The organism is Bradyrhizobium sp. USDA 3650 (genome assembly GCF_054057395.1).
Genome location: NZ_JBSRZG010000001.1, coordinates 540,338 through 552,944 on the forward strand (window position 1 = coordinate 540,338; position 12,607 = coordinate 552,944).

The following is a 12,607-nucleotide window of genomic DNA, read 5'->3' on the forward strand; positions in this document are numbered from 1 at the left end:
GCCTACGACGCCTGCTTGAGCCGCTCCAGCGCCTCGAGCAGCTTGGCCTTGCGGGCGAGTGCTGCCTCACGCTTTTCGCGCTCCTCCTCGACGACCTCCTCGGCCGCGTTGGCGACGAATTTCTCGTTCGCCAGCTTGGACTCCGCGCGCTTGATATCGGAATCGGCCTTCGCGATCTCCTTGTCGAGACGCGTGCGCTCGGCGGCGACGTCGATCACGCCCTTCAGCGGCAGCGCAGCCACCTCGCCTCGCACCAGGAGCTGGACCGCGCCGTCGGGCGCACGGTCGGCGAAGGAGATATCCGACAGCCGCGCCATGCGCTTGATGACGTCGCTCCAGCGCGGCACGCGCTCCTTCGTCTCGGCCAAGGCGCCCGCGAGCACCAGCGCCGTCAGGGTCGCCGGCGGAATGTTCATCTCGGCGCGCACCGAACGGATCTGCGTGACGAGATCGATCACCCAGCCGATCTCGGCCTCGGCCGCGGGATCGGTGAAGTCGGCATGGTCGAAGATCGGCAGCACCCAAACCGGCGAGACGAGCGCGTCGGTCGGCCCCGTCGTCGCCGCGAGCATCGCAAGCTGCTCCGGCGTCGGCCCGGCCGGCTTCAGCGGCCACGGTGCCAGCGCGAGCAGACCGTCGCGCTTGGCCGTCACCTCCCACAGCTCCTCGGTGATGAAGGGCATGAAGGGGTGCAGCAGTTTCAGGATCTCGTCGCGCGCCCATGCCACCATGGCGCGGGTCTCGGCCTTGGCAGGGCTGTCGGGGCCGAGCAGCACGGGTTTTGCGAGCTCGAGATACCAGTCGCAATAGACGTTCCAGACGAAGCGGTAGATGCTGCCGGCGGCGTCATTGAAGCGATAGGCCTCGATCGCCTCGGTCACCTCGCGCGTGGTGTGCGCGCTCTCATGCGCAATCCAACGGTTGAGCGTCTCCTTGACCTTCGCCGGCTCGAAACCCTCGGGCACGGCGCAATGGTTCATCTCCGCAAAGCGCGACGCATTCCAGAGCTTGGTCGCGAAATTGCGATAGCCCTCGACACGGCTGGTGGCGAGCTTGATGTCGCGGCCCTGCGCGGCCATCGCGGCCAGCGTGAAGCGCAGCGCGTCGGCGCCATACTGGTCGATCAGGCTGAGCGGATCGATGACGTTGCCCTTCGACTTCGACATCTTGGCGCCCTTCTCGTCGCGGACGAGGGCGTGGATGTAGATCGTCGAGAACGGCACCTCCTTCATGAAGTGCAGGCCCATCATCATCATGCGGGCGACCCAGAAGAAGATGATGTCGAAGCCCGTCACCAGCGCGTTGGTCGGGTAGTAGCGCTGCACTTCCGGCGCGTCCGCGGGCCAGCCGAGGGTCGAGAACGGCCACAGTGCCGAGGAGAACCAGGTGTCGAGCACGTCCTCGTCGCGCGTGATGAAGCCGTCACGCTTGTTGCGGTCGAGTGCCATCTCGCGGCCCTGCTCGACCGTGATGACTTCCTGCTCGACGTAATAGCCGAGGGCGTGGCTGACGGCCTCCTCTTCAGTCTCGGCGACGAACACCTTGCCGTCAGGTCCGTACCAGGCCGGGATCTGGTGGCCCCACCAGAGCTGGCGCGAGATGCACCAGGGCTGGATGTTCTCCATCCACTCGAAATAGGTCTTTTCCCAGTTCTTCGGCACGAAGGTGGTTTCGCCCGAACGCACGGCGGCCATCGCGGGCTTCGCCAGCGTCTTGGCGTCGACATACCACTGGTCGGTGAGATAGGGCTCGATCACCGTGCCGGAGCGGTCGCCATGCGGCACCATGTGGGTATGGGGCTCGATCCGCTCGACGAACCCGAACGATTCCAGCCGCTCGACGATGCGCTTGCGGGCTGCAAAGCGGTCGAGCTTGTTGAACTCCTCGGCGAATTGCGAGGCACCTTCCGGCAGGTCGCGCAGATAATCCTCGTTGTCGAGGAGATCGAGGCAACCTTCCTTGTCGATGACGCTGATCCGGGCGAGGCCGTGGCGATTGCCGACCTCGAAGTCGTTGAAATCGTGCGCCGGGGTCACCTTGACCGCGCCCGAGCCCTTCTCCGGATCGGAATAATCGTCGGCGACGATCCGGATCTTGCGGCCGACCAGCGGCAGGATCACGTTCTTGCCGACCAGCTTCTGATAGCGCTCGTCTTCGGGATGCACGGCGACGCCGGTATCGCCGAGCATGGTCTCCGGGCGCGTGGTGGCAACGACGATGAAGCTCGAGGGATCCTCGGGGCTGAAAGTCTTGCCCTCGATCGGATAGCGCAGATACCAGAGGCTGCCCTTGACCTCGGTCTGCTGCACTTCGAGATCGGAGATCGCGGTGAGCAGCTTGGTGTCCCAGTTCACCAGCCGCTTGTCCTTGTAGATCAGGCCGTCGCGGTGCAGCTCGACGAACACCTTGACCACGGCCTTGGACAGCCCTTCGTCCATGGTGAAGCGTTCGCGCGACCAGTCGCAGGAGGCGCCGAGCCGCTTGAGCTGGTTGATGATGGTGTCGCCGCTCTCGGCCTTCCACTGCCAGACCCGCTCCAGAAACTTCTCGCGGCCCATCTCGCGACGGCTGGGCTGCTGGCGCTCCATCAGCTGCCGCTCCACCACCATCTGGGTGGCGATGCCGGCATGGTCGGTGCCGGGCTGCCACAGCACGTCGCGGCCCGCGCATGCGCTCGAACCGGCACAGGATGTCCTGGAGCGTGTTGTTGAGGGCGTGGCCCATGTGCAGCGAGCCCGTCACGTTCGGCGGCGGGATCACGATGGTAAAGGGCACTGCGTCGCGGCGGTCCGGGCGGCCGGCCTTGAAGGCAAGGCTGTCCTCCCACACGACGGACATGCGGGCTTCGATATCGGCGGGCTGGTAATTTTTCTCGATCATGGCGCTGTTAGAAAGCCGCGCACGGGGTCCAAGTCAACGGACAAGTCAACGGAAAGGTCGAAGGAAAGCCAGGCGGCAACAGGGCTTTCCGGTCCGGTCGGGAGACCGAATATGACGCACAAGCAGGGCTTTATGAGGGCTCTGTGGCCCGATCTACCTGCCGCCGCGCGATACCCGCTCGATTTCGGCCTTCACGATGCGTTCGACGAGGCCGGGCAAATTGTCGTCCAGCCAGGATTTCAGCATCGGACGCAGCATCTCCTTGACCAGATCCTCCAGGGTTCGTGCATTGCTGCTGAGCACCGTGTGGGCCAGGGAATTGAAGGCGGATTCGACCGCGGAGACCGTCGATTGCGCCAGGATCGGCTGTTGGGGCGGCAGTGGCGGCGCATCGAAGTCCACCGGTGCATAGGATGCCGGCGTCGGACGCGGCGGCGGCGATTCGGCGAATTCGAGATCGTCGCGCGGCTCGACCTTGCGGAAGCTCGGCGGCGGCGGAGCCGGCGTCGGCTCCATCGCCAGCGCCATATCGTCGGTCAATTCCAGCACGTCGGGCTCAGGTTCGGGCTCCGGCTCGGGAGCACGGATTTCCGGCGCAGCGGTGGCCGTGTCGAGGCCCGCCAGCAGCGCGTCGATATCGTCCTGATTGTTGGATGCATCCGCCTCGGGTGCCGGGGCCGGCGGCGCTGCCGGCTTTCCTGCCGGAGCCGGTGCGGGCTTTTCGGCGGCCGGTTTGGGCGGCGCGACCTTGGATGGCGGAATATCGTTGATCGCCTGCGGCTTCGGTGGCGCGGCGGGGGCGGCAGCTTTGTCGGGCTTGGCAGCATCCGCCGGCGGCGGCTTGGCCTCATCGTCGGCAATGATGCGCCGGATCGAGGCCAGAATCTCCTCCATCGAGGGTTCTGTGACCTTTGCAGGCTGCGTCATCTCCGACTCCACATCATCAACGCCCTCGCATGCGTTGTTTTACACCAAGCACAACAGGATTGGCCGGTTCCGGATGGGTGGCCCGACATTTTCGTCACGGCAGCCCGACTTGTCCCCAGATGACGGCTCAACGTGCAGCGGTGCGTCCCTGCCCTCGGCACTCATGCTTTACGCACACGGCATCGGATGCAGAGCGAATCGACCCGCACCTTCTTGGCAAGGCTATGTCAGGGATTTTGCTGATTGCAAGCAAAGCACCGGTCGGCCTCGGCTATTTGCGAGGCCGACCGGATGACTACGGGACTCTAGCGTCCGTCAGGCGTGCGCACGCCGGCCCAACTGTCGCGGACCTGGTGGTAGTGGACGCTGGGATCGTAGACCGTGGTGTTGAGGCCAAGGACCTGCGGCGCGAGACGGCCGACCGCATTGAGCACCGAATAGGACGCCACCACGCGGTCATGCTGGGCAGTGACGAGCGCAACGCGTGCGTTCACCAGCGCCTGCTGCGCGTTGAGCACGTCGAGCGTGGTGCGCTGGCCGGCCTTGGCTTCCTCGCGCACGCCGTTCAGCGCGATCTCGGAGGCGGTGACCTGCGCCTGCGCAGACTGCACCTGCGCCTTGCCGGCTTCCAACTGACCCCAGGCCTGCACGACGTTGGCGCGGGTCTGATCGCGTGTGGTTTCGAGATTCAGGCGCTGCTGCGCCAGGTTCTCTTTCGATTGGCGGATGAGCGCATATTCAGTGCCGCCCTGATAGATCGGCACAGCGACTGTCGCGAGGGCGGACGCGGAACTCGTTCGGAAGAGGGTTAGCTGCTGCTGGTAGGCTGTGCTGGCAGTAGCCGCGACCGTGACCGTCGGCAGCAAAGCGCCTTCGTTGATCTTGACCTGCAGGTAGTTGACGTCGATGCCATACATGGCAGCCGTAACGTTGGGATTCTCGACAAGGCTGAGACCAACGGCGGAGGCGATCGTCGCAGGAAGGAAGCGATCGACTGGCGAGCCGGGGGCGAGGGCCGCCGGCTCGTTGCCGATGATCCGGCGGAAGTTCGCGCGCGTCGTCGTGAGATTCGATTCGGCGGTCAGGGCCTGGGTCCTGCCGGCAGCCAGCTGCGCTTCGGATTGCGCCACGTCCGTACGCGTCACCTCGCCGACGTTGAAGCGATCGCGGGTTTGCTTGAGCGTTTGTTCGAGCACGCGCACGTTGCTGCGCTGAACTTCGAGAGTCGCCGAATCACGCAGGTAGTCCATGTAGGTCGTGGCAGCCTGCAACAGGACCGTCTGCTCGAGCACGCGCAACGCCTCGCGGGATCCCGAGACCTGGCTCTCCGCCGCGCGCGTCCTATTGGCGGTCTGATTGCCGTTGTAGAGTGTCTGGCTGACGCTCACGCTGGCGCTGTTGGGCTGAAGCAAGCCGGAGATCGACTTGGGGGTGGGGGGGACGACATTCTGCGTCGCCTGGACGTCCTGATATTGATACCCGCTGCCGAGGGTCATATTGACCTTGGGCCGATAACCCGACAGCGCCTGCGGCACGTTCTCGTCAGTCGAGCGCACCTGGGCGCGCTGCGCGTTCAGCTGCGGATTGTTCTGATAGGCGCGCACCAGCGCAGCCTCGATCGTATCCGCCAAGGCAGGCGTCGGCGCGACAAGCGCCAGCAGCAGGACCGAAACCGCTGCTCCGGTGAAGAGCTTCACCCCATGCATCCAAAAATTCCGTTCATTCTAACGCCCGGCTCGTGCCCGCGAGCTGGGTTACCGTCTACGAGTGGAGTCGTTGCCCCGCCGCAACATAGGACGCGGTCAAGCGCGACGGAACTACCTGAGGGTGGTTCTCAGTGGAAACTCTTCACGTGCAGCATCCCGGCCACACTTCTGATTCAGAACGGGATTTTAACGGGCTAAAGCCGCTATCGGGCCGTCAGAAGACGAAGGCGGCGGCCCGTTCCAGCCCGGGAAGGACCGGGGCCGCGGCATCGAACAGCGCCCGATGGCCGAATTCGCCGTGGGTATGGGTCACGATCATGGCGCGCGGCGGCCTGGATTCGGCCGAAACCCCCAACAGGCGCCCACCCTCCTTGAGCTGCCCGAGCAGCCCTGCCGGGGTCACCTCGGTGGCGCCGTTGAGGACGATCACATCATAGGGGCCAGCAGCAGCATCACCCTCGGTGCAGGCCGCGGCCTTGCAGGTCACGTTGGCAAGCCCGAGGGCGGCGAAGGCGTCATTGGCCTTCTTGGCCAGCGCCGAATCGCATTCCGTCGCGGTGACCTGGCGCGCGAGCTTGGCGGTCAGCGCAGCGAGATAGCCCGTGGCGCAGCCGACGACCAGCACGTTGTCGTCCTCGCCGATCTCGGCGGCCTGGAGCAGCTTGCCGGTCAGCTGCGGCTTGATCAGGAACCGCTTGGCGCCGCCCTCGCTGACGTCGAGATCGAGGTCGAGATACGCCAATGCCTGCCGGCTGGCCGGCACGAAGGCCTCGCGCGGAACCATGAGCATGGCGTCGAGAACACGACGATCGGTGACGTCACTGGTGCGCACCTGGCCATCGACCATTTTTAGGCGCGCCGTCGAGAAAACGGACATTTGCGGACCCTGCAAGGCGGACGATGCCGCGGACGAAAGTTGGCGGCATCTTTGGAACAGGCCCTGCGAAAACGCAACATGGCTTTGGCCCCGCAAACCGGGCCTTTCCGCATCTCGCAATGTCCAGGCTGAGCCGGCCTATTCGATCGTGACGGCGAGGCGGCCGATCAAGGCGGCGACTTCATCCAGCCGTGCCGAATCGTGGGTCTCGACCGCGCGCGCCAGACAGGCGAGGCATTCGTCGTCGCTCAGTTCGGGGATGTCCGCCGGCAGAATGGAGGGAGCCAGCGGGGAACGGTCGACCTGGATGTCTCGCATGGGAATCAGCTCCGTAAAGGACCGGCCTCCGGAAGCTCGATTTCAATTGAGTCGTTTTGGCGTCGCCGCGGAGGATACGGGCTCGTCACGGTACACATCTAATTGAGAATTTGCCGCAACGAGATCGCACGCCAGATCAGAGTCTTGACGCAAACCATTGAAGATGAAGCGGAATTTGGCTCCCCGGGCTGGATTCGAACCAGCGACCATCCGATTAACAGTCGGATGCTCTACCGCTGAGCTACCGAGGAAAAGGGCGAACCCGTCGTTCGCGCGCGGCTGCGTATAACAAAGCCGCTTGCGCTTGCAAAGGACGAATTCGCCATCTCGCACATTGCGGCGAGGAAGGGCGCGTGGCCCCTCCTCCGCCTGGCCTCAGGTCAAGTTACTCGGCGACGAACGAAGTGGTCTTGGTGCCGGAATCGTAGCGCAGCCGAAGCGCGGTGAACTTGCAGAGGTTGACGTTCTTCCAGAGCACGGTCTCGTCATAGTTCTGCCAGTCGACGCGGACGTTCCAGACGCATCCTTCGTCGTCATCGTCGAACTCGACATAGGTGCTCGCCTGGTTCTGCAAAACCTTGTCCAGCTCGTTGTCCCATTCGTCCATGCCATCGTCCGGGGCGTTGAAGCCCAGGAATTTGATCGCATAGCCGGTCTCGTTGACGACAGTGACGTTGCGCGCGTCGGCCGCGAAAGACGGCGCGGCGGCCATCGATAGACCGACCGCGATCAGTGCAGACAGAAAATACTTCATATGAAATTCCCCCGATCGAAACGGGCTTTCGGTGCCTGACGTCGATCGGCGCAGGCGCCGCGGCAACCAATGGCGTTGCCTCGAAGGATTCGTCGGAGGCGCAATCGAAAGGTTCAAGACGCGATCGATCCGCCTCCGGCGCGTTGCACGAAGCGAGACGCGCAACGAGCCAATTCTTACCGATTCGAATTCTCCGCAGCAATGAACCGGCATTCATAGATCGGCGCGGCTTGCTGTCTCCGGCGCGGGCGCCGCGTGCGGAATGTGATTTTCGTCGCAGGCACAGCTTCGCGCCCTCGCGGCTTGGCTCGCCCGAGCTTTGCTTCGTCTCGTCCACCCTCCTCGTCAGAGGGCGCAGGGAAGACCGGGTGCCGGCTGGCACCCACGGTCCACTGTGCGAAGGTTGCACTACAAGAGGCTGCACAGCGGCATACAGGTGAAGCCCAACACACGGCCTTCCCTGCGCAGTGGTTTGACGGCTTATGCCGAGCTCTCCCCGGGGAGCGATGCACTATTGCCCCCGTCGCCTTGCGGATGGCTGATGCGAATGCCCGGTCGAGCAGCCCACATCACCACAAGACTTGACGCACAGACCCCGGGCGTCAGGACGACACGGTTTTGCCGTACGCTAATAGCATCGGTCGTGTGCGCGATGCCCTCGCTCACGGTTTCCGGCCCTGCGAAGCCCTTCGCGCCGATGTGACTAGCGTCCACCGCAGCTCACCCCGCGTTCGTGACGATCGCGATACGCCCCTCTGACAGGGATGAGGTGGCGAAGGAATACGCCAAAGCCAATTTCGGTAAAGCGGAATCTTTTCGTGCGAGCGGATTGACCTGTCGTTTGGGTGTTTTGCACGTCGGCAACGCAAGGGATTGTAGCCCGGATGAGCGAAGCGACATCCGGGACTCGTTCGCGCGGCAGTCCCGGATATCGCTGCGCTCATCCGGGCTACGAAAAGCCGAACTCACGGCCGGCGGCAGACCATGTCAATCTCGATCAGCGCGTCGTAGGCAAGCCCGGTGACACCGACGCAGGTGCGGGCCGGCAGGCGGTCGGGCGGAAAGAACCCGCGATAAGTCTCGTTCATTGCGGTGTAGTCTTCCTTGAAACGTGTGAGATAAATGCGTGTCATCACGACGTGTTCGAGACCGAGATCGACGCCCGCCAATACTACCTTCAAATTCTCCATCACCGCCCTCGTCTGCGCGACGATGCCGTCGGGCAACACGCCCGGTGTTTGCGGCGTGTCCGGCATCTGGCCGGTGACGAAGACAAAACCGTCGGTCTCCACCGCGTGGCTGAAGGGCGCGACCGGCTTCGGTCCGCCGCTGATCATGTGGAATTTCACTGGGGTTCCTTGTTACGGCGCTTCTTTCAAGGGAAGGCTTGTCTGGGGGTAGGTTTGGAACAATCGCTTGCTGATGATCGCGTGCACGCCCCAATTGCCGTCGACCACCTGCGTGACGCCGAAATCGACGGCGGCCGACATCAGCGCGATCGCCTCGTCCTCGCTCAGCCCCTTCACGTTCATCAGGAAGCGTCGCATCTTGCGGAACGCATCTTTCATGGCAAGGTCGAGCGAGGACTTTGCGTAGACTTCGCTCTGGCCCTGAGCGCCGAACTCGGCGAGGTAGTTGGGATGGCTGAATCCGGTCAGGACCCAATCGGACTCGGTCTCGATCAGGGGATAAGACAGATCGGCGAAGGGCTGACCGGCGAGGTCGGCCTTCTTGTGCAGGATCACCTCGAAGGTTCCGGTCATTGAGCATTCAATCGCGGTGCCGCTCAATTCGCCGTCACCTTGCGTGGCATGGGGATCGCCGACCGACAACAATGCGCCGGGAACGGAGACCGGAAGATAGACGGTCGCCCCCTTCCCGAGGCGCCAATTGTCGAGATTGCCGCCGAAATAGGACGGCGGCACGGAGTCGATGAAATCGACCTCACGCGGCGCCACCGCGATCACCCCGAAATGCGGGCGCAAGGGAATGCGGATGCCGTCGAGCACGGCGTGGCGGCGCTTCACCGTGCCGGGCAATACCGGAACGCCGGGATAGTCGTAGGTGGCGTGCACCACGCCAAACGGGTCGGTCTGCGGCTCCCAGCGGTAGGAATACAGCGCCCGGGCATGCGGCGCGTCGGCGTCGTCGAAGATCTCGTAGATCGTCACGACCTCGCGCGGCTTCGGCCCTGAAAGAAATTCGTCGTAATGATAGCCCCACCAAGCCGCGACCGAGGAGCCGAACACGCGCCCTGAATGTTTCGGATGACGACTTGCGCGCGGTACGATGTCGAGGATCCGCACTTCCAGCACGTCGCCGGGCTGGGCGTCCTTCACCGACACGGGCCCTGTACAGATGTGCACGCCAAAGCCTTCGCCGGCGCCGCGTCCGAATATGCTGGCATCCATCGGACCCGCGCCGCGCCGATCCACGTTCTTCCTCGCCTTGGTCCAGCCGAATACGCTTTCGGCGGCGGTGTCGCCCGCGATCATCAGCTCAGGATCGTCGGAGGCGTGCTGCGTCAGCGTTTCGATGGTGATGGTATCACCCGAGGCGATCTCGAGCTGCGGCTGTAACGAGCGACTGAAATATCCCCAATGAACGCGGTTCGCTTCGATCGGAAGATGATGATGCTTGCGTTCGGCCGTTCTCGGCTCATCGATGTCGGTACGGGCGAGATTGCCGCGCGCCTCGGCACTCGCCTGGTGCACGCGAAGCTGCGCCAGCGCATCCTGCGGCCAGCCGCGCTGACCGGTTATCCCATGCTGCGTCGTCGCCCGCTCCGCCTCCTGCTGGCGAAACTCGCGCGGCGGCAGTCCGAAGCGATGGCGGAAGGCACGGCTGAAATGCGCGGAATCGCCAAAACCATAGGCGTAGGCGATCTCCGAGATCGAGCGATGCGCCTCGGACGGATTGGACAGATCGGCCCAGGCGCGCTGCAGCCGCCGCTCGCGCACGTAGTGAGTAAAGTTGTCGCTGACGCTCTCGAACAGCTTTTGCAGATAGCGCTCGGAAATTCCTTCGGCCTGCGCGACGCGCGCGGGCACCAGTTCGGGATCGTCGAGGCGGCGTTCGATGGTCTGGCAGATCCGGTGCAGGAGGGCCGACTGCGTCGCGCTCGAACCGGCGTCGGACGTCGAAGCGGCCAATTGATGGGCGAGTGTCAGCAGGAGATCCACGAGCGACTGCGCGACCGCATTCCATTCGGCATCGCTCAGCATGTCGAGCGTGCGCGCGGTCGCATCCATCAAGCGCGCGAAGACGTCGGCAAAGCCGCTGGGCGGAACGACCCGGGGTTCGCCGAGCCGCGGCCTGCCCGAGCGCCGTCCGTGCTGCGCCTCCGACGTCACCGACAGCACGACGGCGCGCATGTCGCGCTGGAATACGATGCTCCAGTCCCCGCTCCGCGGCAGCAGCACGAGATGGCCGACCGGAACGATACGATGGCCGGCGGCGCTCTTGAGCACCATGCCGTCTTCGACCGGCATCAGCGCGATCGGAACGTCGTCGTTGGATTGCGCGAGCGGTCCGATCGTCTGTGCGCCGGCGGCCATGCGTGTGAGCGCAACACCTGCGGCTTGACGGTGCGACGCGGTCGCATGCCCGTCGAAGAAGGACTGACCGGTAGCAGGTTGCAGGCCCACTGCAGCCAGCACGTCCCGCCAGGCTTCGGGGCGGTCGTCTTGCGCGTAGGACTCGCTGGTGAAGGGACGGAAGCTCATTGGATCGACCCAGATTGCAGTGGATCGAAGCAACCTCTGTGCCAGACGCACGCGGTCATCCGTCGCAGCGACGGGCCGTAAATGACGGTCTTTGGTCACGTCCGCAGCCCGAAATGGAATGTGCTTCAATGCATTAGTCGCACCGGAAGATGTTCTTGCGGATCGTGCCGTGAACGCCCCAATTAGCGTCGACCACCTGGGTGACGCCAAAATCGGCGCCGACCGATAGCAGCGAGATCGCCTCGTCCTCGCTCATGCCGTGCACGGTCATCAGGAACCTCCTAAGCTTGCGGAACGCGTCACGCATCGCACGGTCGAGACTCGAGTGATTGGCAATCTCGGTTTGTGCGTCAGCGCCGAGTGCGGCGAGATAGTTCGGATAGGTGAAGCCGTAGAACGACCAGGCCTGATCGGTCTCCAGCATCGGATGGTCGAGACCCTCGAGGCTGGTGCCGGCGAGATCGGCCTTCTTGTGCAGGACGAACTCGAAATCGCCGGTCAGCGAGGTCTCGATCGCAGTGCCGCCAAGCTCGCTGTCACCTTGCGCGGCGTGGGGATCGCCGACCGAGAAATAGGCGCCGGGGATCGCGACGGGATAGAACATTCGCGCGCCCTTGCCGATGCGCCAGTCGTCGATGTTGCCGCCGGTATAGCTCGGCGGGATCGAGCTGACGAAATCGGCCTCCGACGGCGCAAGCCCCATGGTGCCGAAATGCAGCCGTGCCGGCACCTTGACGCTCGCGAGGATGTTCTCCCGCTTCTTGATGGTGGCGTGATCGACGCGCACGCCGGGATAATCGATGGTCGGATGCACGATGCCGTCAGGATCAGTCTGCGGCGTCCAGACATAGTTGTAGACCGCCTTGGCGCAGGGCTCGCCGGAGGTGTCGAGCTCGAAGATGGTGACGACCTCGCGCGGCTTCGGCTCCTCGATCAGATCGTGATAGTGAAACCCCCAATTCGCGGCGACGTTGGAGCCGAAGCAGCGCCCGGCATGACAGGCGCTGCAGCTCGGCCGCGGCCTGATATCGAGGATGCGCACTTCGAGGATATCGCCGGGCTCGGCGCCATCGATCGCGACGGGACCGGTGAGGAGATGCACGCCGATCCCCTCGCCTGCGCCACGAATGAATGGGCCTTCGACAGGACCCGAGCCGCGCCGCGCGACTGCCTTGTGCTCGCGCGTCCACTGGAACACGCTCTCGGCGCCGGGATCGCCCTGGATCATGCGCTCGTAATCGTCGTTGGCGTGGTGGGTCAGCGTCTCGATGGTGGCGCGATCGCCCGAGCGCAGCGTCAGGGCCGGCGCGACCTTCTTGGAGAAATAGCCCCAGTGGACGGTTTTCGGCGAAACCGGCAGCGTGAAATGCTTCATGAGGTGGCCTCTTCTGGAAACGCGGTCTTGAACGTTGCGGGTGCG

The 12,607-nt window shown here is 64.2% G+C and carries 8 protein-coding genes, 1 tRNA gene and 1 pseudogene; all 10 read right to left on the bottom strand.

Going from position 1 to position 12,607, the window contains the following annotated elements; genetic code table 11:
* Positions 1-2: 2 nt before the first annotated feature.
* Positions 3-2,880 (bottom strand): annotated as a pseudogene (locus tag ACVIN2_RS02620) (valine--tRNA ligase).
* Between the two features lie 153 nt (positions 2,881-3,033).
* The gene (locus tag ACVIN2_RS02625; protein ID WP_456764390.1) at positions 3,034-3,807 is read right to left on the bottom strand and encodes a PopZ family protein; all 774 of its coding nucleotides are present in this window, start codon (positions 3,805-3,807) and stop codon (positions 3,034-3,036) included.
* Between the two features lie 305 nt (positions 3,808-4,112).
* On the bottom strand, positions 4,113-5,513 hold the full coding sequence (locus ACVIN2_RS02630) for a TolC family outer membrane protein (protein WP_456764391.1): 1,401 nt from the start codon (positions 5,511-5,513) through the stop codon (positions 4,113-4,115).
* Positions 5,514-5,727: 214 nt separating this feature from the next.
* On the bottom strand, positions 5,728-6,390 hold the full coding sequence (locus ACVIN2_RS02635) for a protein-L-isoaspartate O-methyltransferase family protein (protein ID WP_456764392.1): 663 nt from the start codon (positions 6,388-6,390) through the stop codon (positions 5,728-5,730).
* Positions 6,391-6,528: 138 nt separating this feature from the next.
* The gene (locus ACVIN2_RS02640; RefSeq protein ID WP_007591158.1) at positions 6,529-6,708 is read right to left on the bottom strand and encodes a hypothetical protein; all 180 of its coding nucleotides are present in this window, start codon (positions 6,706-6,708) and stop codon (positions 6,529-6,531) included.
* 176 nt (positions 6,709-6,884) lie between these two features.
* Positions 6,885-6,959, bottom strand: a tRNA-Asn gene (locus ACVIN2_RS02645).
* 134 nt (positions 6,960-7,093) lie between these two features.
* Positions 7,094-7,462 (bottom strand): hypothetical protein, encoded by a 369-nt coding sequence (locus ACVIN2_RS02650; protein WP_456764393.1) that lies wholly within the window; start codon positions 7,460-7,462, stop codon positions 7,094-7,096.
* Between the two features lie 965 nt (positions 7,463-8,427).
* Positions 8,428-8,811 (bottom strand): RidA family protein, encoded by a 384-nt coding sequence (locus ACVIN2_RS02655; RefSeq protein ID WP_106943561.1) that lies wholly within the window; start codon positions 8,809-8,811, stop codon positions 8,428-8,430.
* A gap of 12 nt (positions 8,812-8,823) precedes the next feature.
* Positions 8,824-11,187: an acetamidase/formamidase family protein gene (locus ACVIN2_RS02660; RefSeq protein ID WP_456764394.1), complete on the bottom strand. Its 2,364-nt coding sequence runs from the start codon at positions 11,185-11,187 to the stop codon at positions 8,824-8,826.
* A gap of 133 nt (positions 11,188-11,320) precedes the next feature.
* Complete coding sequence (locus tag ACVIN2_RS02665) at positions 11,321-12,562, bottom strand: acetamidase/formamidase family protein (RefSeq protein WP_456764395.1); 1,242 nt, start codon at positions 12,560-12,562, stop codon at positions 11,321-11,323.
* Positions 12,563-12,607 lie beyond the last annotated feature (45 nt).